At 42.3% G+C, this 22,154-nt stretch carries 18 protein-coding genes and 2 pseudogenes; 13 read left to right on the top strand and 7 right to left on the bottom strand.

Annotated elements, in window-relative coordinates:
* Positions 1-253 precede the first annotated feature (253 nt).
* Positions 254-625 (top strand): sulfite exporter TauE/SafE family protein, encoded by a 372-nt coding sequence (locus AB0756_RS13085; RefSeq protein ID WP_038091506.1) that lies wholly within the window; start codon positions 254-256, stop codon positions 623-625.
* 1,000 nt (positions 626-1,625) lie between these two features.
* Here the strand turns inward: AB0756_RS13085 and AB0756_RS13080 are convergent.
* Together AB0756_RS13080 and AB0756_RS13075 are read right to left on the bottom strand one after the other, a co-directional pair.
* Entirely contained in the window at positions 1,626-2,651 is a 1,026-nt protein-coding gene (locus AB0756_RS13080; RefSeq protein WP_038091504.1) for an ABC transporter permease, read from the bottom strand.
* Positions 2,652-2,729: 78 nt separating this feature from the next.
* Positions 2,730-4,379 carry an ABC transporter substrate-binding protein gene (locus AB0756_RS13075; RefSeq protein WP_038091501.1) on the bottom strand — a complete coding sequence of 550 codons (1,650 nt, stop codon included), beginning with the start codon at positions 4,377-4,379 and terminating at the stop codon, positions 2,730-2,732.
* A gap of 366 nt (positions 4,380-4,745) precedes the next feature.
* Between AB0756_RS13075 and AB0756_RS13070 the strand changes: the two genes are divergently transcribed.
* From AB0756_RS13070 to AB0756_RS13050, 5 genes are all read left to right on the top strand, one after another.
* Positions 4,746-4,877: a hypothetical protein gene (locus tag AB0756_RS13070; RefSeq protein ID WP_272899726.1), complete on the top strand. Its 132-nt coding sequence runs from the start codon at positions 4,746-4,748 to the stop codon at positions 4,875-4,877.
* 326 nt (positions 4,878-5,203) lie between these two features.
* Positions 5,204-5,536: a hypothetical protein gene (locus AB0756_RS13065; protein ID WP_038091606.1), complete on the top strand. Its 333-nt coding sequence runs from the start codon at positions 5,204-5,206 to the stop codon at positions 5,534-5,536.
* Between the two features lie 340 nt (positions 5,537-5,876).
* Positions 5,877-7,403 carry a photosystem II chlorophyll-binding protein CP47 gene (gene psbB, locus AB0756_RS13060; protein WP_038091499.1) on the top strand — a complete coding sequence of 509 codons (1,527 nt, stop codon included), beginning with the start codon at positions 5,877-5,879 and terminating at the stop codon, positions 7,401-7,403.
* Between the two features lie 168 nt (positions 7,404-7,571).
* Positions 7,572-7,679: a photosystem II reaction center protein T gene (locus AB0756_RS13055; protein ID WP_050046255.1), complete on the top strand. Its 108-nt coding sequence runs from the start codon at positions 7,572-7,574 to the stop codon at positions 7,677-7,679.
* 381 nt (positions 7,680-8,060) lie between these two features.
* A complete protein-coding gene (locus AB0756_RS13050) occupies positions 8,061-9,062 on the top strand; it encodes a 30S ribosomal protein S1 (RefSeq protein WP_038091497.1) in 1,002 nt (333 codons plus the stop codon).
* 79 nt (positions 9,063-9,141) lie between these two features.
* Here the strand turns inward: AB0756_RS13050 and AB0756_RS13045 are convergent, their stop codons facing one another.
* The 5 genes from AB0756_RS13045 to AB0756_RS13025 all read right to left on the bottom strand — a co-directional run bounded on the left by AB0756_RS13045 (position 9,142) and on the right by AB0756_RS13025 (position 15,537).
* Positions 9,142-10,473, bottom strand: coding sequence for a (Fe-S)-binding protein (locus AB0756_RS13045; protein ID WP_038091603.1), 1,332 nt, complete (start codon positions 10,471-10,473; stop codon positions 9,142-9,144).
* A 164-nt stretch (positions 10,474-10,637) separates the two neighbouring features.
* Positions 10,638-11,882 carry an FAD-binding oxidoreductase gene (locus tag AB0756_RS13040; RefSeq protein ID WP_038091495.1) on the bottom strand — a complete coding sequence of 415 codons (1,245 nt, stop codon included), beginning with the start codon at positions 11,880-11,882 and terminating at the stop codon, positions 10,638-10,640.
* 57 nt (positions 11,883-11,939) lie between these two features.
* On the bottom strand, positions 11,940-13,289 hold the full coding sequence (locus AB0756_RS13035) for an NAD(P)/FAD-dependent oxidoreductase (RefSeq protein WP_038091493.1): 1,350 nt from the start codon (positions 13,287-13,289) through the stop codon (positions 11,940-11,942).
* Positions 13,290-13,827: 538 nt separating this feature from the next.
* Positions 13,828-14,577, bottom strand: a complete 750-nt coding sequence (locus AB0756_RS13030) for an isoprenyl transferase (RefSeq protein WP_038091482.1) — start codon at positions 14,575-14,577, stop codon at positions 13,828-13,830.
* Positions 14,578-14,586: 9 nt separating this feature from the next.
* Complete coding sequence (locus AB0756_RS13025) at positions 14,587-15,537, bottom strand: hypothetical protein (RefSeq protein WP_038091470.1); 951 nt, start codon at positions 15,535-15,537, stop codon at positions 14,587-14,589.
* 164 nt (positions 15,538-15,701) lie between these two features.
* Here AB0756_RS13025 and AB0756_RS13020 point away from each other — a divergent pair, with 164 nt between their 5' ends.
* From AB0756_RS13020 to AB0756_RS12990, 7 genes and pseudogenes are all read left to right on the top strand, one after another.
* Complete coding sequence (locus tag AB0756_RS13020; RefSeq protein ID WP_202048706.1) at positions 15,702-16,586, top strand: Uma2 family endonuclease; 885 nt, start codon at positions 15,702-15,704, stop codon at positions 16,584-16,586.
* A gap of 3 nt (positions 16,587-16,589) precedes the next feature.
* A pseudogene (locus AB0756_RS13015) lies at positions 16,590-16,739 on the top strand (element excision factor XisH family protein); the annotation flags it as partial.
* 66 nt (positions 16,740-16,805) lie between these two features.
* Positions 16,806-16,934: pseudogene (locus AB0756_RS13010) on the top strand (element excision factor XisI family protein); the annotation flags it as partial.
* Positions 16,935-17,059: 125 nt separating this feature from the next.
* A complete protein-coding gene (locus tag AB0756_RS13005; RefSeq protein ID WP_038091467.1) occupies positions 17,060-19,471 on the top strand; it encodes a tetratricopeptide repeat protein in 2,412 nt (803 codons plus the stop codon).
* 349 nt (positions 19,472-19,820) lie between these two features.
* On the top strand, positions 19,821-20,306 hold the full coding sequence (locus AB0756_RS13000; protein ID WP_038091465.1) for a GNAT family N-acetyltransferase: 486 nt from the start codon (positions 19,821-19,823) through the stop codon (positions 20,304-20,306).
* 155 nt (positions 20,307-20,461) lie between these two features.
* Positions 20,462-21,307, top strand: coding sequence for a TOMM precursor leader peptide-binding protein (locus AB0756_RS12995; protein WP_167844639.1), 846 nt, complete (start codon positions 20,462-20,464; stop codon positions 21,305-21,307).
* A 222-nt stretch (positions 21,308-21,529) separates the two neighbouring features.
* Positions 21,530-22,153, top strand: a complete 624-nt coding sequence (locus AB0756_RS12990) for a hypothetical protein (RefSeq protein ID WP_038091593.1) — start codon at positions 21,530-21,532, stop codon at positions 22,151-22,153.
* Position 22,154 lies beyond the last annotated feature (1 nt).

Genomic DNA, 22,154 nt, shown 5'->3' with positions numbered 1-22,154 from the left:
TAAAAAGGGGGGAAAATAGTCTTAAAGTCCCCTTTTTTAAGGTAAACCACTGCGTTAGGCGGGTTTTCCGCACTCTGGTGACTGGCATAACTTCGCATCGCGTAGCGCCTGCTGTCCACATTTCTAATGTGAGGAAATTTTAAGCGCAACCTCTACCAAAAACTCTAAAGTAAAAATTGGGTATTTTGATACTAAGGATGGATATAGTTGCAGTTATGATTAGAGTAATATAGGCAATCTACCAACCAGTTTTATGTCTAATATTGTCATTCAATTATTGGTCATTGGTTTTGCTGCTGGCGTTGCTGGTGGTATGTTTGGCATCGGTGGCGGTGCAATTATGGTGCCTGCAATGGTACTGTTGTTAGGTATGGATCAAAAATTTGCTACTGGTACTTCTATCGCTGCTCAAATATTACCAATTGGGATTTTAGCTGCATTGGTGTATTATCGGAATGGAAATTTAAATATCAAGTATTCAGTGCTTATAGCACTGGGTCTAATAATTGGGAATTTTTTTGGAGCTTTATTTGCCAATCAACCATATATCAGCAGTGAAACCATGAAGAAATTATATGGTATCTTTTTGTTGATCGTTGGTTTGCGCTATTTATTTGTACGCTAGCAATAATTTTCATTTGTATGCATTTGTAGGGTGAGAAAATTCACCCTATGGTTACAACAAAATGTATTTACATAGTTACCACTTTTAATAAAAATAAAATCTACTCATCTTTTTCATATTTTTCTATTATGTAAGACGCTGATTCCAACCAAGTGGGACGGTTTCGCTCTTTTGTGTTTTTTATGGTTAAAGTTGTATATACTTTTGGTACAACCAAGCCAATGAAAAGCAAAACGAATAATACACTAAAAGGCATTGCTAGTATCATAATTTATAGAGTGTGAAAGTAAACAGTCAGTTGTTATCAAAAACTCTTTCAAAGAATTACAGGTAGCGATGCAGATCCCATAAAGCTAGGCATAGCAGTTTTGTCTGAAAATATATTAAGTAAAAATAGATTATTTCTACTTATATAAGATAAATCTATCAAATTTTAGTCTGATATGCTTTTATATACACCTCGGCTAAAAAAGATTCCGGATGTAGGGAAGATTCATTTTAGCAAAAATTATTACAATTATCATAGAAAAGTTACTTAGTACGTGAAGGCGGAGGTATGCAGGCAGAGGAGCCACTGCGGTGGACGGGTTTCACAGGCTACAGCAAGTGGCGTGGCAGAAGGCGCAAACTCTTATGACTGAATCTTTTCTTTCAATTCTAATGGTCTAGTTATTTCCGCCATGATGTACTAGTTACAGAATTTTTTCTAAGTACAATCCTAGACCACTCTAGTATTGCATTTGTATAAAATAGCATTAATAAATACAATTAAGATAGGCACGACGTTGTCGTGCCTGCACTTCTCACACCTCACTCCATCCGGAGAAGGCTTTCCGTAACCACATAGAATCGCAATTGCTACAAGTAGAGCATCCTACCATACATTGGACGTTATTCACGCACAAATGTTTCTTTATATATAAAACTGGAAAAGGTTTATGGATGCACTGTCTTCCCGCCAGACCTACTACAAAACGGCAACGATCATAACCAGTTAGATTTAATACCTAATTCGCGGATCTACATAAGCATTCAATATGTCAATCACTATACTGGCAATGACGACAATTGCAGCAAAAAATACAAGAATCCCCTGTACTGTAGGATAATCTCGCAAGGCAATTGCTTCATATAGTTTCCCTGCCAATCCGGGCCAAGAAAATGTTACCTCAGTCAAAATAGCCCCACCTAACAGAGAAGCAAAGGTCAACCCCAAAACTGTAATCACGGGAATGAGTGCATTTTTTAAAGCATGGGAAACTAAAATTTTATTTTCAGGAATCCCTCTTGCCCTTGCAGCTTCTACGTAATCTGCTTGTAAGGTTTGCTTTAAATTCACGCGCACAATTCGCTCAAAAATACCGCTTAGCAAAACCCCCAAAGTAATACTGGGAAGGGCAAGATAATGTAAAGACGCAAAAAATTGACTGAGATTTCCAGTTAATAGACTATCGATAGTATACAAACCAGTGATAGGTGTTGGAGTGAGTAGAGCAGCAGGAAAACGAGTTCCAGAAGGAAACCATCCCAACTGGACTGCAAAAATCAATTGTAGAACCATACCAGCCCAGAACATGGGTAACGAGTAAGTGATAATACCAAACAATCTTCCTCCAGCGTCTAAAACTGTTCCGGGACGAGAAGCCGAAAGAGTGCCAACTCCAATTCCAACGACTAAGGCAACTGCCATGCTACAAACCGCTAATTCTACTGTTGCTGGGAAATGTTGCCGAATGACTTCCCATACAGATTGTCCGCCACTTGTCAGGGACGATCCCAAATCGAAACGCAACAATTGTCCCATATAGTTAAAGTACTGCAGCCATAGAGGAAGGTCTAAACCCAGTTGTTTGCGTAATTCCTCTTTAGCGCTTTCCGGAGCACGTCCACCAAGAATAGCATCTGCTACGTCTCCCGGAGTGGATCTCAGTAAAAGAAACACAACTGTCGTGACTGTCCACAGCATCAATGGAGCTAGGAGCAGACGGGCAATAATATAGTATTGTAAAGCTTTCGATCTAGACATGATGAGTTTGCTAATGGCTAATGGCTAATGGCTAATGGCTAATAGTACAATTAGCTATTAGCTACTAGCCATTAGCATTTATTTCTTAATTTTTTCGTAAACTAGAATTTGGTTGGGGTTGAGTTCTACGCCACTCACTCCTTTTCGGGCAAATGCATAGTCTTTGCTTTGCCATAATGGAACGTATGGAACATCAGTTGTTACCTGTGCTTGTATGTCTGCAAAGATTTTCTTGCGGGCTTCAGGGTTTTGCTCTTTACGTTGTTGTTCGATAAGTTTGTTGATCTTTTCGCTGTAGTAGAACGATCCCTGAGTCTGACTTCCCCCTTGTTTGCATCCCTCGGTATCCGATCCCTTAGGACATTCTAGAAAAGGTTGAATGTAATTGTCTGCATCCATAAAATCTGGATACCAGTCAAGTAATGCTGCTGGATAGAGCCCTTTGGATATAGATTTAAAGAAGGTTGCTCCTTCTACGGTGTTGATTTCAAATTGCAGCAATCCATCCATTTTTTCTTCAGCATAACCTTTCAAAATCTCTGCTGCTAAACTCCGAGTTGGGGAACTTGAAGGATACCAAAGGGCTACCCGTAAGGGATTTTGCGGGGAAAATCCGGCTGCTGTTATCAATTGTTTTGCTTTCTCTATATTACCGTCACCGTATTTATCTTTAAACAATGGTTGAGAAACATCGAATGTTGTCGGTACCATACTGTAAAGCGGCTCGGCTTGATTAAACAAAACTCGCTCGTTAATAACAGGGCGGTCAATGACCGATGCGATCGCTTGTCTGACTTCGGGTCGATCTAAGGGTTTTTGATTGCGATTTAACACCATGTAACTAACAACACTGCCTTGATTTTGGATAGATTGCCAATCTCCTTTTTTAGCACTATCATCTAAACTCCGAATTTGATCTGGTTCTAATGATAAATATGCGACATCTACTGCACCAGTCCGGAAGGAGTTAAATAAGTTAGCGGGACTTGTAAGAATTTGTAAATTAATGCCTTTATTAACTGGTTTTTCTCCCCAATATTTATCAAACACATCAAATCTTAGGGAATCTGTACCGTATTGCGCTAATTTGTAAGGACCAGTACTAACAAATATATTTGGCTTAAATTTTCCCGGACCAACTTCATAAGCTTTTGGTGAGAGAGGACACACTCCAGGAAATGCTAGCAGTGATGGAAAAGCTGCAAATGGTTTTTTCAGTTTTATAGTTAATTCATACTCACCTGTCGCTTTTACCGTGTCTACCACATCAGCAAGTAAAAATGAAGGCTTACCTCCATTTTTGATAAAGCGTTCTATACTAAACGCCATTGCTTGTGCGTTAAACGGTGTGTCGTCGTGAAATACGACTCCCTGACGCAGGGGAATTGTGTATGTCAATCCGTCTTGGCTGACTGTAGGTAATGCAGTGGCTAACTGCGGTGTAATTTTGGTGGTTCCTGGTTGGTAATAGTAGAGGCGATCGCTCATGTTATAGACTAATCCAAGGGATGCTAGTTCATAGGCATCAGCTGGATCGAGGGTACGTGGTTTTAGACTTGTACCGACAGTAATGCGACCATCTCCACTTGGGGTACTTCCGGAACCAGATGAAGTTGTTGTTTGCTGACCCCTAGCGCAACTGACAACTAAAAGCAAACATACACAAAACAGAGAAACAAATTTAGCTATTCGAGTCCACTGTCTTGCTGAGAAAGAAAACCAGGTCATAGCATTGGTCTTTTTGAACTTAGTGGTCAGACATTCTACTACATATTCAGCAAATTGCCCTAAAGAAAATAGGAGGCTGTTAGCTCTCCGACTGCTTGCAAAAGTTGGGGAGCAGGTTTGCACGAGCGAATTTAGCAGAAATAAAGATGGTTAGACCAAAGGGTAACGTTTGATGTTCCCAATGTAACTGCATCTTTGAGCAATATTGCAATCAGTTTACGAAATTACAGTATCAGTTAGTGGCTGTTGCGCTCGTATTAGAGTTAGTTATCAATGGGTTCATTAACTCAGTTATACACCTAACATACAAATTAGGCATACAGTTTGTACAATTTCAGCCAATATTTCAATACCATTAATGCAGAGATGAACAATTCGATCGGGACAGAAAATGATGATATCCACCCATATGTACGCGAGTTACAAGCAAATTTTTGGTGCGATCGCGAAGCTAATGGCACCCATCCGAATCGCTTGTCTTGTATTATCCATTCCTGAAAATTGTGCAATAAAAAAACATGAATTTTTTATAGAAAAATTATCTAAATATGTATGAAATTAACAAATCTTATCATAAAAGTTTGCTAACCTTGTCCCGTAGTCAATACAGTACTCATCCAAATATATTGGTCTGGTGCATTCCAAATACAGGGAAAATACCTAGTCTACGGAAAATATCCGCTACACTTAATCTCTACACATACTTCAAGGATTAGGTTGGTATGGTGCGATCGCAAATCTTAAGATTTGTACAGTACTGACTGGTGCTACCGAAATATTCAGCAACAAGCAAATTAGAGTCCAAGAGTGAGAGAGTAAAAATTGTGAAGTACTTCTTTTTATCTGAAGGTTGGACGGTTGGCAGAGTGTGGGCATCTGATGGACAGTGGCAGGTGTCGGCATGGCGTCGTCAGCCAGAGATTCACCGATTGAATATCAGTTTATTAGAACAAAACGAGGTCATGTGGCTTTATCAGGTAGAGGACACGGTTCTCATGGTAGAAGTTAAGCCAACAGCACAAGTACAAGTTGGAAAATCAGGTCAAGCTATTGGTCAAGTTGTGCTTAAGCGATTAATTAGTGCCGAACAAGTTATAGAACGCTTGGGAACAGCATCTGCTCGCTGTCAGCTACAAAGTCTTGAAGCTGTGGTTTAGGAGGGACTGGGGATTGGGGACAAGGGAGACACGGGAGATAAGGGAGAATGACTAATGCCCAATGCCCAACGCTCAACTCCCAATCTCCAATCCACAATCTCCAACCCCCAATACGCTTGCAAACAGCTCCATCAAAAGTTACACTTTTTTAAACATTCTCATTTTTCTCTTGGCAATTGTAGCCTTACGGAGTCATACTCCAAAAGTAGTGGTTACACAATTGTCAGGCACCGCACTGTCTGACTTATAAGACAAGGTGGTGAGTCAGTGTCCGCTTGGCGATAACAAAAACTGAAAACTTGACTTTGTAAACAAAAATCATCGAGGAGGAGCGTAGTCGATGGGACTACCCTGGTACCGAGTACACACAGTCGTTCTGAACGATCCAGGGCGACTGATTTCTGTACACCTGATGCATACAGCTTTGGTGGCAGGCTGGGCAGGTTCAATGGCATTGTACGAATTAGCCATTTACGATCCCAGCGATCCAGTTCTTAACCCCATGTGGCGTCAAGGCATGTTCGTGCTGCCCTTCATGGCACGCTTGGGTGTAGTTGGCTCTTGGGGCGGTTGGAACGTTATTGGCGCTCCTAGCTACGACCCTGGGTTCTGGTCATTTGAAGGCGTCGCTGCGGCTCACATCGTTCTTTCTGGTTTGCTATTCTTAGCAGCCGTTTGGCACTGGGTTTACTGGGATTTGGAATTATTCCAAGACCCGCGTACAGGTGAACCTGCTCTTGACTTGCCAAAAATGTTTGGCATTCACTTGTTCTTATCCGGTCTGCTTTGCTTTGGTTTTGGTGCTTTCCACCTGACCGGCTTATTTGGACCCGGAATGTGGGTTTCTGATGCTTACGGTTTGACGGGGCATGTCCAACCGGTAGCACCGGAATGGGGACCCGACGGGTTTAACCCATTTAACCCTGGGGGTGTAGTCGCTCACCATATTGCGGCTGGTATTGTCGGTGTTATTGCTGGTTTGTTCCACTTGACAGTTAGACCTCCTGAAAGGCTCTACAAAGCCCTGCGGATGGGTAACATTGAGACTGTACTTTCTAGCAGTATCGCTGCTGTATTCTTTGCAGCATTCGTCGTTGCTGGTACCATGTGGTACGGTAACGCTACAACCCCAATCGAATTGTTCGGTCCTACCCGCTATCAGTGGGATCAGGGCTACTTCAGACAAGAGATCGATCGCCGGGTACAAGCAGACCTAGCACAAGGTGCAGGCCTTTCTGAAGCTTGGGCGCAAATTCCTGAAAAACTGGCGTTTTACGATTATGTCGGTAATAGCCCAGCCAAAGGCGGTCTATTCCGTACAGGTCCAATGGTCAAGGGTGATGGTATTGCCCAGTCTTGGCAAGGTCACGCTGTATTCAAAGACGCAGAAGGTAGAGAGCTGACAGTACGTCGCCTCCCCAACTTCTTTGAAACCTTCCCTGTCATATTGACCGATCGAGATGGCATTGTTCGCGCCGACATTCCATTCCGTCGGGCAGAATCACAAAATAGCTTCGAGCAATCTGGCGTTACCGTTAGCTTCTACGGTGGTGATTTAGATGGACAAACATTTGATGACCCAGCAGAAGTGAAGAAATGGGCGCGTAAGGCTCAAGGTGGAGAAATTTTTGAATTCGACAGAGAAACCTTAAACTCTGACGGTGTCTTCCGTACTAGCCCCAGAGGTTGGTTTACATTTGGACACGCTGTCTTTGCTCTGTTGTTCTTCTTTGGTCATATTTGGCACGGTTCTCGGACAATTTACCGAGACGTATTCGCTGGTATCGACCCAGACATCGAAGAGCAAGTCGAATTTGGTGTCTTCGCTAAAGTGGGTGACTTGTCAACCCGTAAGAAGGAAGCTTAGGCAAGCAACGGTGAAGTGTGAAGTATGAAGTATGAAAAAGAACTTGGTTTTACAAGAAGTCAGGCAAACTCGTTTTTTCATCTTTCGTGCTTTCACCTTCATCTTTTTTACCAAGTCTTGTTACACTAGAACTAGTAATCGGTGGGTAAGTAGGCAGGAATTTGACTTATGGAAAGCGTTGCTTACATTCTAATTTTGACATTGGCTATAGGAACTCTCTTTTTTGCGATCGCTTTTCGCGAACCTCCTCGCATTGAAACCAAAGAGAAGAAGTAAACAGAAGTATAAAGTGTGAAGGATGAAGGATAGAGGCTCATAGCTCTACCCTTCATCCTTTTCACTTTTAACAGCCATTAGTCAAGATTCATACTTAAAATCTCTAAACCCTAATTTCTAAAACACGAGCGAACATTTGTTGGTAAAATAGGTAGTCGTAAAGATAGTAAAAATTAATTTCCTTATTTTCTCCGGAAGATTGACAGATATCAAAAAAATATCTGGTATAATGTTTGATCTGGAAGTGAATGTGTTCAGATCGGCTCTTTTGCGCTAATATGAACAGGGATGTAGGTGTGGAATGCCTGAAAGTGGGCGCTTGCATATACATCGCTAGGAGGCAAAACATTTACGGAGAAAAATAACTGGGAAACAATTAGCATGGTCAATCAGAAATTAACCGCTCCTGAAATTGGGTTTACGCATGACGATTTCGCTGCTCTACTAGACAAATATGATTATCACTTTAGCCCAGGTGATATAGTGCCTGGTACAGTATTCAGCATAGAGCCGCGCGGCGCTCTGATTGACATAGGTGCAAAAACGGCAGCATACATACCTATACAAGAAATGTCTATCAACCGGGTAGATAGCCCGGAAGAAGTATTACAGTCTAATGAAACGCGGGAATTTTTCATCCTCACTGATGAAAATGAAGACGGTCAATTAACACTTTCCATTCGCCGTATAGAGTATATGCGAGCGTGGGAACGAGTGCGGCAGTTACAAGCAGAAGATGCAACTGTCCGTTCTGGTGTGTTTGCTACCAATCGCGGAGGTGCGCTGGTTCGGATTGAGGGATTGCGCGGGTTCATCCCCGGATCTCACATCAGCACTCGCAAACCAAAAGAAGAGTTGGTAGGTGAAGAATTGCCGTTAAAGTTCTTAGAGGTAGATGAAGAACGCAATCGCCTTGTTCTCTCTCACCGTCGAGCGCTAGTTGAGCGTAAGATGAACCGTCTGGAAGTTGGTGAGGTGGTTATTGGTACTGTGCGCGGTATTAAACCTTACGGTGCATTTATTGATATTGGCGGTGTTAGCGGTCTACTGCATATCTCTGAAATCTCCCACGAACATATAGATACACCACACAGCGTGTTCAATGTTAATGATGAAGTAAAAGTCATGATCATTGACTTGGATGCAGAACGCGGTCGTATTTCACTATCTACCAAGCAGTTGGAACCAGAACCAGGTGACATGATCAAAAATCGTCAGTTGGTATATGATAAAGCAGAAGAAATGGCTGCCAAGTATAGGGAACAATTGTTGGCGAAACAACAAGGTCAAGCTGCAGCACCCGCCGTTGAAGATATTGCTGTTGTTGCTGAGGAAATACCATCAGCAATTGAAGAGGAAATACCAGCAGCAATTGAAGAGTAATCCGTTTGTCGTTGCGATCGCGATCGCAGCGTTAAAAAAAATTTTTTATGAAAGAGGGGTTAACCCTCTTTTTTTGCACTTAAAGCTTCACGCCCCGAATCGAATAATCCAACAACTCAATTGGGTGAGCGATCGCAATATCCTTACCTTGAGATTGCAACGCCTTACGAATTTGCAAAGTACAACCGGGATTTGCAGAAGCAATCAACTCCGCACCCGTGTCAAGCAAATTCTGTGCCTTTTGTCTACCCAATTCCTCAGCCACCTCTGGCTGCAACATATTATAAACACCCGCACTACCACAACAAATAGCAGCATCAAGCGGCTCGCGTAACTTCACCCCAGGAATTTGCCGTAACAACTGACGCGGTTGGACGCTAATCTTTTGACCGTGCAATAAATGACAAGCATCTTGATAAACTAAAGTCAGAGGTCGGTCTGTCAGAGGAGACAATTTTGCACTCAAACCAACACTCATCAAAAACTCCTGAACATCTCTCACCTTAGCCGCAAACTCTTTAGCTTTGTCGCGATACTCTAAGTCATCCTCCAAGATGTGACCGTACTCCTTCAAAGTATGACCGCACCCTGCAGCATTAATGATAATGAAATCTACACCAGTATCAGCAAAACTATCAATCATTTGCCTTGCTAAGGCTTTCGCCTGTTCCGTTTGTCCCTGATGTTCCGGAAGCGCCGCACAACACCCCTGACTTTTAGGAATAACCACCTCACAACCATTAGCCGTTAAAACTCGCACGGTCGCCTCATTCACCGGAGAGAAAAACAGCCTTTGCACGCACCCCAAAATCATTCCCACTCGGTAGCGTTTTGCACCTCGAGCAGGAATAATACTCGGCAAATGACTTTGAAACGATTTTAGAGTAATTTCCGGCAAAATTGACTCCATCGCAGCCAACCGAGGAGACACCCGTTTCAACAACCCAACATTCCGCACCAGTTTTTGCAAACCTAACTTCTGATAAACAAACAATGGAACCAGCAACACCCTTAAAACATTAGGATAAGGAAACAAAGAAAAAATCAGTTTCCTAAAAAATTGCTCCGACAAACTGCGAGGATAATTCCGTTCCACCTGGTGACGCGTCGCAGAAATTAACTTGTCATACTGCACCCCAGAAGGACAAGTCGTCACGCAAGCAAGACATCCCAAACAACTATCAAAATGCTGAGCCGTCGCTTCATTCAAAGGAATCTCACCCTCATTAATCCCATCCATCAAATAGATACGTCCTCGTGGAGAATCCATCTCCTTCCCAAGCACTCTATAACTGGGACAAGTCGAAAGACAAAACCCACAGTGAACACAAGTATCAATCAACTTTGGTTCGGGAGGATGGTTCCCATCAAACCCAACCTTCTTATCCAAAAAACCTTCCGAAACTTCCACGATCTTATGACCCTCCCCTCTCTTTCTTCGCGAACTTTGCGACACCAGGTGCTTTAACAGGGGGAACCCCCCTCCGGGTTCACTAGTCCCGGTGGTCGCGGGAAACCCGCCTCCAGGGCTGGATTCACCACGCCGCACTGGCTCGTCTTTGCAGTTCAAATTTCCTAAATCCCACCCACAAAACGACCGGGACTAAAAATATACCCAGAATCAAACTGTTCTTTAATTCGACGCATTAACGCCAAAGCATTACCACCATAACCCCACACATCCAAACTTTCCTTCACCCTCGCTGGTGCTACCAAAACAGTCACAAACCCGCCATTCCTTTGACACAGATTCCGCATCTCCAAAACCTTCTCAATCTTTTCACCCTCAAACCGCAATACCCCCAAACCACTTGCAACATGAATCCAACCCAACTCCGAGCGAGTCAAAACCTCAACAGATGAAGTCGGTAATACTCCTATTTTGCAGGTAATTGCAGGCGTATGAGAAACATCATGAATTTGTTCTCGCAATCTCAGCCATAAATCCGCTTCATCCGTCCCCGAATAAAGCATCCCCCGCAGACCCAGTTGCTTTCCAACTTCCAAAAGTTGATTGGACTGTTCTTTCACACTCTCAGCGATACTTTGAAAACGAACCATCAAGCCCAATCCTTGACCCAAACCCAACCCAGACACCAATTGAAGCGACAGTAAATCGGACTGAGTTGGTGTGAGCGCAGAACCCCGCAAAGTATCAGCGGCTTGAGATACAGCCGATGCATCCCCAACTAAGACGACCGTAGCTGATGCTTCCAAAAAAGGATACAAGCGAAACGTAACTTGAGCGATCGCACCTAAAGTACCAAACGAGCCAGCGAACAACTTCATCAAGTCGTACCCGGCAACATTTTTCACCACTCGTCCCCCAGCTTTAGCAATCTTACCATCAGAGCGAACAAAAGTTATACCCAGTATTTGATCCCGCACGCTGCCATAACGCTGTCTTAAAGAACCCGTATCAGCAGTAGCAACAATACCACCAATAGTTGCTGACTCTTGTGAAGTCGGGTCAATTGCCAGAAATTGTTTGGAGTTTGCCAAAATTTTTTGCAGGTGAGAAAATTTCATTCCTGCTTCCACTGTAACAGTCAAATCACCAACTGCGTGTTCGAGCAGTTGGTTTATCCGTTCGGTACTGATTACGACATCTATACCCTTAGCTAACCCACCCCAGTTGAGTTTGCTACCACTCCCGCAAAGTAAAATGCGCTGCTTCTTACTGTGTGCTTCTGCAATGACTGCTGCTAGTTCTTCAATTGTGTTGGGAGAAATGAGACAACCAGGAGGGCTAGAGGATGCGATCGCTTCCAAGATAGAATTTTGCCTCTCGACTGGTAGACTTTCCCAAAGTTTGTTCATTGTTACTAGTTAGTAGTTAGTGGTTAGTAGTTAAAAAGTACCACTAACCACCAACCACTAACCACTAACCAACTGTCTGTTATCCGCAGGTGCGTAGTACCCGCTCTCAGTAGCTTGCATGACTTCCTTCCCGGTAATCAATCTAGCTCCACGCTTGCGGGTGAAATAGTTCCAGCCCCACTGAATCATCACCAAGAGCTTGTTGTCAAACTCAATCAAGAAATAAATGTGAACAACCAGCCAGAATAACCACGCTATAAAACCTGTAAATTTGGCAAAACCTAAGTCTACAACCGCAGCATTTTGTCCGATCACCGCTAGGCTACCCATGTCAGTATAGGAAAACTGTGGCAGTGTCTTACCTTTCATGCGCTGTTGAATTAATTGAGCAACGTATTGTCCTTCCTGCATGGCGACAGGAGCAACACCAGGTAGGGGTTTGCCATTCTGATGGGCAAAATGTGCTAAGTCACCAACCACAAAAATATTGGAAAACCCTTTGAGACTCAAATCTGGCTCAACAATCACTCTTCCAGCGCGATCGCACTCAGATCCTGTCCGCTCTGCTAGCAACTTACCCAGAGGAGAAGCTTTGACACCAGCCGCCCACAACACTGTTTTGGCTGCAATCTGTTGGAACTCATCTCCTTGCTTTAGAGTAATCAGATCGCCTTCTATATTCGTCACCAGCGTTTTTGTCTGTACGCTCACACCTAACCGTGTAAGAGACGCTTCTGCTTCTTTGGATAATTCTGATGCAAAAGGAGGAAGAACGCGATCCATTCCTTCTAGAAGAAGAACTTGTGCTTCAGACGTATCGATATTGCGGAAATCCTCTTTCATCGTGTGGTAAGCCAGTTCTGCGATCGCACCTGCTAGTTCAACACCTGTAGGACCACCACCAACAATAACAAAAGTTAACCAAGCTCGGCGTTTTTCAGGGTCAGTTTCCTTTTCAGCCGCTTCAAACGCCATAAAAATCCGACGGCGCATTTCAATCGCATCTTCCACTGTTTTTAAACCAGGTGCAAATTCTTCCCATTGATCTTTCCCAAAGTAAGAGTGTTTTGCACCTGTAGCAAGGATCAGGGAATCGTAGTGTATTGCTTCTTCGCCCAAAGTCACTTCTTGTGCTTGAGGATCGATGTCGGTCACTTCTCCAAGCAGCACTTTTGTATTTTTGCTCTTACTGAGAATCGAACGTAGGGGTGAGGAGATATCAGCAGGGGAGACAGTACCAGTAGCCACTTGGTATAACAATGGTTGAAATAGGTGAAAATTGCGCTTATCAATTAAAGTAACTTTTACATCAGCACGTCCCAGTGCTTTTGCGGCATATAAACCCCCAAATCCTCCGCCTACTATAACTACATGATGGGGTGGCTGGCTATCAACGGTGTTCATCATAAGATTTACTTCCTAGGGTAATCCTTTGTAATCCTTCTTAACAAATTTTCAACATTGTTGTTAGAGTAGTTCTGCTTACCGCAAACATATTAAGAAATGTAAAAGTTTTTTACGATACAGTCAATTGGTAAACAGAATAATATTGGTCACAAAAATAACACCATTAGGCACTTATCCTGTGAGTGTACGAGCCAAACCCCAAGCCAATCTCTATAGTTACCACTACACTGCCTAAATGAACTTTTCCAGATTTGTTAGTGATAATCTTTTTATACACTATGCACCCTCAAAACTACTGTAGCCAATGGATCGGCAAGCATAAAAAATTCCAGAATTAAATTATTAATATTTGTAACAGTCTCTTCAAGCAGAGAGCATCTATCTTAGGGTGTTAGAAATAAGACTTAAGTTGGTATAAAAACTGCTTTTGTTACCTAGATCGTGGCTAAGTAAAAAGTATTTCATCTACTTCTTGTAAATAGACATTGAGTGAACATTCCCAGCCTATCCAATGTAAGGACGGGCTAGGAGTGACACTTTATGCAGACAAAGAAGTTTTGACTTGACCAAAACGACGATCGCGTCTTTGGTAACTGAGTAAAGCCTGATGAAATGCCGAGCGATCGAAATCGGGCCAAAAAATATCAGTAAAATACAATTCTGTATAAGCCATTTGCCAGAGGAGAAAATTACTCAATCGCATTTCACCACTTGTGCGAATCAATAAATCGGGTTCGGGAGTCCCTGCGGTGTAAAGCGTTTGTTCGATTAAATTTTCTTCAACATCTTCCAGGTTAACTTCCCCCTGTTGCACGAGTTGTGCTATTCGACGACAAGCTCTTGCGATCTCACTGCGACTGCCATAATTGACTGCAACAGTAAAATGAAGTGCTTGATTGTGCAAAGTCTCTGCCATTGAACGCTCAATCTCAGCTTGTAAAGAGGTAGGTAGAATTGACAAATCCCCAATAAATGAGATTCGCACCCCTTCGCGATGCATTTGAGCTAATTCTTGGCGCAACAATTTTTCAAACAGAAGCATGAGAAAATCTACTTCTTCAAGGGGTCGCCGCCAGTTTTCAGTAGAAAAGGCATAAGCTGTTAGCGCTTTTATTCCCCAATCTTTACAACAGCGCAACAATTCTTTCAGGGTTTTTGCACCCTGACGGTGTCCGGCGATGCGGGGTAATCCTCGTTGGTTTGCCCATCGACCATTGCCATCCATAATAACAGCGACATGTTGGGGTAAGCGATGGGGATCTAAATCTAAAGGTAGTGTTGAAGTCATGGTTAGTTGTTAAGGGTTAGGAGTTAGTAACGTTGTATGGTCGAACAAGCCTTGTAAATACTTTGGCGTTAAGCGATCGTTCCAAATCCACAAACGACGCATTGCATAGCTGAAAGCAAACAAGAGAGTTATTCTGTTGGTCAAAGACCAAGAACTCCAGTTCAGTGTACCCATCATGCGTTTTAAAGTACGCATCAGGCTGTTGCGTTTGTAGTCTTTATGGCGTGTTTTCAGAAGCGTGTGTCCTACCTTTATTAAAGAAGTATCTGGAAAAGCCCAGACACCAAACCCCCAGAATTTACTCATGTGATTGATTTCATCCTGAACCAATTCCTCCAAAACATCTTGAAGTGCGCCTGTTGTATGCGCCATCAACCATAAATAGAGACAAGTTGCGCCGTATTCAGTGGCAACACGATGCAATCCATGGCGATATAAGTCTTCATGTGGGTCGTCAGTAGGGAGATAATCTCTAACCGTGCGGAAAGTTGCGGTAATCTTCTCACCCGTTAATTGGTAATAGACTTTCATCAAAGCGGGAGTGTGCTGGCGCTCTTCTTTTTCCCACAATCCAGGTTCGATTAACTTTCCCGTTTCATCGACTGTTCCGCCCACAAATCGCGCTAGCTGGGGGTGTAAGTTTTCCAAATATTGTCGGCTGGTTTGAGTATATGCCCGAATGGGAGCTTCCGTGTCCATTGCACCTCTCAAGATGGACAAAAAGACTTCTCTGTCTAAGCCTATAATTTGATTTGAAGAAATAGCTTGCCAGTCAATTTGTTTCCAGGGACGGGGTTGTGGATTTTCAAACTGAATGGGTAAATCTTGCAAGCGATCGCACAGTTTCTCAATGGAAAGATAATTATCTGCAAGAGAACGAATTCGGTGTAGAAGTTGAAAGTAGTGCGTGGGAGAAGAAGCCAGTCCTACCTGAGACATTGGGCTGAGGGTGTTAATCATCCGTTTTCACCTTGATTTTTACCTCTTTGCTCAATAGCTTAAGCAACTGTAAGATTCCTTGTCAGTCGGTTGAAGTCGGGAAAAAAGTCGGGTACTCACAGAAGATACAATCGGAGAAAAGCTCAATTTGTGAATGAGTTGCCATGCAGCCAACTAACTTCTTCATCCTGCCAGCAAATCCACCCCTACCGCCAAAACTGACACTACCAACGATGTACGATCTACCCAGTGAAGATGCGGAGGAACCTGGTTTGCCTGATGAATTTCACGATTTGCAGCCGCAGCTGCTCAGTCGAACAATCCGATTGACAAATTATTCTTACGAGCGAATATTTACGGGGTCGGATTTAAATCTGTACTATGATGTACGTCATACTCAGTGGTACAAACGCCCGGATTGGTTTTTAGTGCTAGATGTACCGAGATTGTATGAAGAAAAAGACTTGCGTTCTAGCTATGTAGTTTGGCAAGAAGGAGTCAATCCTTTTGTAGTGGTAGAACTGCTATCACCAGGTACACAAAAAGAAGATTTGGGCGATTATGCAGAATTGGAACCAATGTTCGGAGAAAGGAGTACAGAAGATGTCAGCACAATGAGTTTGGCATCAGAGTCCAGCAATGGGCAAACTCTGAAACAAGTGCCGCCGAGAAAATGGGATGTATACGAACGTATCTTGCGAGTACCATACTATGCAGTGTTTAGTCGCTATAGCAATCGCTTGCGTGGGTTCAAACTGGAGGGAGGACACTACCAAGAGCAAACTATAGATGCTGAGAATCCTCGGTTTTGGATTTCAGAGTTAAATTTAGGATTGGGAGTGTGGCAAGGAGAGTTTGAAGGAATTATTCGTCAGTGGTTGCGCTGGTATGATTCAGAAGGCAACTGGATACTCACAGATACAGAACAAGCTGTGAAAGAAGCAGAACGAGAACGTCAAATGAAGGAACAAGAACAGCAAAAACGGCTGAAATTGGCTGAAAAACTGAAAGCGCTTACTCCAGAGCAGTTAGGAGCTTTGGGGATTAACCTGGAGGAATTAGAATCATGAGAGATGCTAGCGGCTGAACGAGCAGGCGAAAAAATTGCAGTTGAAATTAAGAGCTTTGTTGGGGGGTCAAATGTCTCCTAATTTCACACTGCTCTTGGGCAAGTTCTGAACTACCAATTTGCTCTTGAAGAATTCGAGACACAAGCTGTTTTAGATATCTCTCGCGATCGCTACATTTTATGACACGCAAGTTGACGCGATAATAATCAAACGCATGCATGCACCATGCACCTTGAGATCAAAGACAGTAAAATTTGGATACAGCATGATGGTACTGAAGTCGGTATCGCTACACTACTGCTTGAACAAGGCGTGCCTAAAGAAGATATAGTTTTGGGCTTTCACTGAATTTGCTACCCATTCAATTTCTTAAAAGATTTACAGAAACTTATCAGAAATTGCCAAGAGTAGAGGTGTAGACTAGACAAGAACTGACGCAACAATTTGAATATATATCACCTCGTCGTAAGGCAATGGACGCCGAAGCAGTACTGTCTTGGTTAGAAACTGTAATTCCTGCTCAAACCGGCGAACGGTTGAGCGAGCTGCAAAAAGTTATTCTTCAGCAAGTTTGGCAAGGTCGAAAATACCTGGAAATCGCTAATTCTTACGGTTGTACGGAAGGACATGCCAAAGATGTTGGCTCTCATTTGTGGAAACTTCTTTCCAAAGCGTTGAGACAGAAGATTACTAAAAGTAATTGTCGCGCTACCTTGGAGCGATATTGGAAGAAAACTAGCGTTATCTCGAATCTACTGGATACCTCACGCTTTGCTGAAAACTTCACTATAGGGAAAGAGCAACCTAGAGCAGAATTCATCACAAAACAAGAAAATGTAAATTTTCTCGGTCGAACAGAAGCAATTTCTCACCTCAATACCTTAGTCAATCGAGGTGTAAAAGTCATTGTTATCCAAGGTGAGGGAGGAGTAGGTAAAACAACTCTAGCCCAGGAATACTTACAAACCCAAGGATTTGATTTGGTCTTGGAACTCCTTATGGCAAAGGAGACGCAAAATATCACGGCGGCGGAACACGTCATTGAAGAGTGGTTGAAACAGGATTTTGATGAAGAACCGGGAATTGAATTTGGGGTGACGTTGGGACGATTGAAGCGGAAACTCCATACCTGTCGGGTTGGAGTTTTGATTGATAATTTGGAACCCGCACTAGACAGACAAGGACGGTTTATTGCCAAGCACCGAAATTATGTAGAATTCTTACGCGTTTTAGCAGACGCGAGAGTGCAATCTGTGACATTAATTACAAGTCGCGATCGCCTTTGCGAACCTGAAGTGAACGTGGAGCACTATCGTCTCCCCGGACTGGATCTAACCGCTTGGCAGCAATTTTTTACCAAAAGAGAATTACCTATTGACTTCGCTACTTTACAAAGTATGCACCGTGCTTATGGAGGAAATGCCAAAGCAATGGGTATTCTATGCGGTTCAATTCGGCAGGATTTTGATGGTGATACCATTGCCTACTGGCGAGAACATCAAGCTGAACCACTGGCTGTAGTTGATTTAAAAAATTTAGTTGTCAGCCAAATTAACCGTTTGCAAGCTTTAGATCCTCTAGCATATCGCCTGCTTTCCCGTTTGGGATGTTACCGCTATCAAGATGTTCCCAGAATTCCCAAAGAAGGAGTTTTTAGTTTATTATGGGATGTTTTACCTTGCCAGCACCAACAAATTTTAACTTCCTTAAAAAATCGGTCTTTAGTAGAGTGTAGTAAAGATGAGTACTGGCTTCATCCAGCGATCCGTTCTGAGGTTATTTCTCACTTGCGGATAAGTGATGAATGGGAAATAACTAACCGTAAAGCAGCAGAATTTTGGACGGAGAGCATACAAAAAATCACTACATTTAAAGATGCTTTGCAAGCCTTAGAAGCTTACTATCACTATGTAGAAATTCACGAATTTGAATGGGCTGGTACAGTCATTCTTAAAAGTAGAAATAACCAATGGCAACAATTTTTACCATTAGGAAGTACGTTATATCGAATGGGATGGCTGCAACCTTTAATTGCAGCTATTACAATCATTATTAAAAATGTTCCGTCAGATAAAAATCTCAGCGAACTTTATAATATTTTAGGCGATCTCTACTGGATTATTGGGAAAGTACACGCAGCAATAGAATGTCAGGAAAAATCTATTAACATAGCATATCGGGCAATAAATTCTCTATCAAGAATACGGGAAAACAAACACAAATTCTACTATTACAAAATGTTAGAAGTAGATGCTCTACTGAGCATTGGTCTTTATAAAATTGATTTGTGGGAACTAGATGCATCTGCCCAATTATTTCAACAGGTTATTGACTTAGCTCAGGATACCGACCATCATCGGTGGGCAGAAAAAGCAACTGTATGTTTGGCTCTAGTGAATTCTTATTTGGGAATTTTAGAAGAAGCACGTGTACTGGCTGATAAAGCTTATCAAGCGATCGCAACACAACAACTTGTTAAACCTAGTGGCAGATTTGCTTATTTCATGCAAATTTTAGGACAAACATATGTTAATTTGAAGGACTTTGCTAAAGCGGAGGAAATGTTCCGTATGGCTTTAACTTTTGCTGAAGAAAGCCACTACACGCAAGTCCAAGCAAAAACGCTTTGCGGTATAGCAGAAATTTATCGACAACAAGCAAAATTTGAATTGGCAATTGACAATCATTTAGAAGCTATCGAACTTTTGAATAGAATCGGAGCCAAATGCGATCTGGCGATCGCTGACTTTCAATTAGGATTAACTTTTTCTAAAATAGGTAAGAAACAAGAAAGCAGAATTCATTTCGATCGAGCCATCCGACTGTTTACCGAGATGCAAGCCCCAAAACAAATTGAAAAAATTTTTAAGTATTTGCAAATATGAAACGTAAAATTTTTAACTTTGTTTAGAGGATGTTTGTAAAGTTTATCGCTGTATCAAGAGACCCCTTAAAAAAGGGGATTTAAGAGTATTTCCCCCCCTTTTTAGGGGGGCTAGGGGGGATCTAAAGTTTTGGAGACATCAGCCACTACTTTTAAAACATCCTCATAGCAAGTTATTCAGTTTCAGAAGCCATACGAGTGCCAAGATGCTTTTCGGCTAGAGTTCCAAAAAGTACAGAAAGCAATAATGCACTGAATCCGAACAACTACAGAACGAAACAAGGGACGTGCAATTATTCCCACGGGTTTCTATTTAAAATAGTATTGGTCTAAATGATTTCATTTTAGCAATGCAATTACGGCAAGCAAACATAGATGATATAGATTTTATACTCTCACAAGAAAGGAGGGATGAATATGCAACTTTTATCACCCTTTGGAGTCGAGATGAACACAACAAAAATATTACCAATCCTGACAAAAGATACTTCATCATTGAAAATGAATCGGGACAGCCAAGTGGTTATGTTATCTTGTCTGGTTTACAGTCGCTCAATCGTAGTATTGAGTTAACTCGAATCGTCGTTACTAAACCAGGATCAGGATACGGTAAAAGGGTTTTACCCATACTCATCAAAATGATTTTTGATGAGTATAAAGCTCATCGTCTTTGGTTGGACGTTTTTGAACACAACCAACGCGCCAGATACGTTTATCAAACCTGCGGCTTTAAGGAAGAAGGCGTTTTACGAGAAGCTGTCAAGCAAGGAGACAACTATTCGTCTTTAGTCATTATGTCAATACTTGAAAGTGAATATTATACTGCAAATACTTAAGTTTAGGAAGAAACATTAAGCACGGGTTTACAGAAAAATAGTATCAGTTGTTTAAAAAATAATTCTAGAAACTCTATTTTTGCAAGAAAGTTGTACAGTATTGAATGTTATATGTCCAGTACATAAATTTAGATAATATTATGTTTTATAAACCAATGTTTAAACCTCACTACCACGTTAGAGTGATAGAACCCGATATTGTGTACCTTCTGAGCGAGCAAGGGCAATGTGCCCTCGGTGGTCGTTTATACGTCCTTTTAGCTCCGTTTTTAAATGGTCGTTATACTGTCCAAGAGATCTTTCAGCAGTTAAATGAAGAAGTTTCCCTGTTTGAAATTCAAAATGCTCTAGTTCGTTTAAACAGTGAAGGATATCTTTCTGAAGCTTCAGTAAATCTCCCTCCACAAGTTGCTGCGTTCTGGAATGGCTTAGGTGCAGAATCTGAAAATGCTTTTCGCAAACTACAAGATAGTAGGGTTTCGATAATCAGCTTTGGGAGAGTGGGAGTTGAAGCATTTGTTCGAGCTTTGGAATCCCTTTCCATTCCAGTAGGTGAGGGGGGAGAGTTTACGGTTGTTCTGACCGATAACTACTTACAACTGGGTTTAGACGAATTTAATCGAGAAGCAGAAGAAACTAGAAAACCATGGCTGCTAGCTAAACCTGTAGGTACGGAGATTTGGTTGGGACCTCTGTTTGTTCCGGGGCGAACGGGTTGTTGGGAATGTCTTGCTCAAGATTTGCGAAATAAACGTGAAACTGAAACGATACATAGGGAAGGAATGTCACCATCATTACTCTCTTCTTTTGCAGTTCTTCCAGTTAGCTTTCAGTTAGGGCTGAATTTGATAGCGATGGAAACAGCGAAATGGATTATTTGGGGAGAGCATCAACAATTAACGGGTAAGTTAATTTCTTTCAATTTGGCATCTCTATCGATGCAGCATCAAATTTTAAATAAGCTTTTAGAATGTCCGGTTTGTGGAGGAAGTCAGTACTAGCGATTGGATGAATACCACAATTAACTACAGTTCAACTTCAAAAATTATCAAATCTATTACTCCATCTATAGCAATCCTAAATCATTTGTAAAATCTCTTCTTTCCTTTCTTTACGCTCTTTGCGTCTTTGCGGTTAATAACTTTTATAACTCAAATAAGACTGCTACATAACCTAAGTTAACATAGTGCATAATTTCTATGGGTTATGAGAATTGCCATATCATGAGCCAGAAACTAACAACCGAGCAACTCACACAGATCGTCGCTGAAGTAGAAAGGCTGCAAACACGTCGGGAAGCAGAAATTGAACCCGAACAAGTTAAGGAAATTTTACAAGAATTGGGTCTCGCCCCAGATTTGCTTGATGAAGCGCTTGTTCAAGTAAGGCGTCGCCAAGCTTTGGAAGTACAGCAAAAACGCCAACGCACGATCGCTATCGGGGCGATCGCAGCTGTAATAGTAGTCATTGCTGGTACCTTGTTTGCTATGCAACAGCAGAATTCCGTGCTTGCGAGGGTTTTTGCCCAAACAGATCGCATTACCCTCACCCAAGATAATGGCGGTGACTTGACAGATATCGCCCGCCAGAACAACCCAGAAATCTTTTACCGCGTCACGTTAAAAGATGCACCTTTAAATCAAAAGTTGGATTTGTCCTGCAATTGGATCGACCCTAACGGTCAAGTTGTCAAACAAAACCGCTATCAAACCCGTGAAATTGACAAATCCATCTGGAATACCCAGTGTCGTTATAATCTAAGTTCTGCATCTACTCCAGGTCAATGGAAGGTGCAGATGTTTCTCCAAAATCGCCAACTCAGCGAAGCCGAATTTCAAGTCAAATAGT

The sequence above is a fragment of the Tolypothrix campylonemoides VB511288_2 genome (assembly GCF_045999855.1).
GTDB lineage: Bacteria > Cyanobacteriota > Cyanobacteriia > Cyanobacteriales > Nostocaceae > Scytonema > Scytonema bouteillei_A.
This window is presented reverse-complemented; position numbering and strand designations above follow the sequence as displayed.

Bases quoted from the DNA above. Each gene is read 5' to 3' on its own strand.
- AB0756_RS13080 (WP_038091504.1), bottom strand. From the start codon at position 2,651: ATGTCTAGATCGAAAGCTTTACAATACTATATTATTGCCCGTCTGCTC.
- AB0756_RS13085 (WP_038091506.1), top strand. From the start codon at position 254: ATGTCTAATATTGTCATTCAATTATTGGTCATTGGTTTTGCTGCTGGC.
- AB0756_RS13050 (WP_038091497.1), top strand. From the start codon at position 8,061: ATGGTCAATCAGAAATTAACCGCTCCTGAAATTGGGTTTACGCATGAC.
- AB0756_RS13075 (WP_038091501.1), bottom strand. From the start codon at position 4,379: ATGACCTGGTTTTCTTTCTCAGCAAGACAGTGGACTCGAATAGCTAAA.
- AB0756_RS13055 (WP_050046255.1), top strand. From the start codon at position 7,572: ATGGAAAGCGTTGCTTACATTCTAATTTTGACATTGGCTATAGGAACT.
- AB0756_RS12990 (WP_038091593.1), top strand. From the start codon at position 21,530: ATGAGCCAGAAACTAACAACCGAGCAACTCACACAGATCGTCGCTGAA.
- AB0756_RS13040 (WP_038091495.1), bottom strand. From the start codon at position 11,882: ATGAACAAACTTTGGGAAAGTCTACCAGTCGAGAGGCAAAATTCTATC.
- AB0756_RS13030 (WP_038091482.1), bottom strand. From the start codon at position 14,577: ATGACTTCAACACTACCTTTAGATTTAGATCCCCATCGCTTACCCCAA.
- AB0756_RS13070 (WP_272899726.1), top strand. From the start codon at position 4,746: ATGAACAATTCGATCGGGACAGAAAATGATGATATCCACCCATATGTA.
- AB0756_RS13005 (WP_038091467.1), top strand. From the start codon at position 17,060: ATGGACGCCGAAGCAGTACTGTCTTGGTTAGAAACTGTAATTCCTGCT.
- AB0756_RS13035 (WP_038091493.1), bottom strand. From the start codon at position 13,289: ATGATGAACACCGTTGATAGCCAGCCACCCCATCATGTAGTTATAGTA.
- AB0756_RS12995 (WP_167844639.1), top strand. From the start codon at position 20,462: ATGTTTAAACCTCACTACCACGTTAGAGTGATAGAACCCGATATTGTG.
- AB0756_RS13000 (WP_038091465.1), top strand. From the start codon at position 19,821: ATGCAATTACGGCAAGCAAACATAGATGATATAGATTTTATACTCTCA.
- psbB (WP_038091499.1), top strand. From the start codon at position 5,877: ATGGGACTACCCTGGTACCGAGTACACACAGTCGTTCTGAACGATCCA.
- AB0756_RS13025 (WP_038091470.1), bottom strand. From the start codon at position 15,537: ATGATTAACACCCTCAGCCCAATGTCTCAGGTAGGACTGGCTTCTTCT.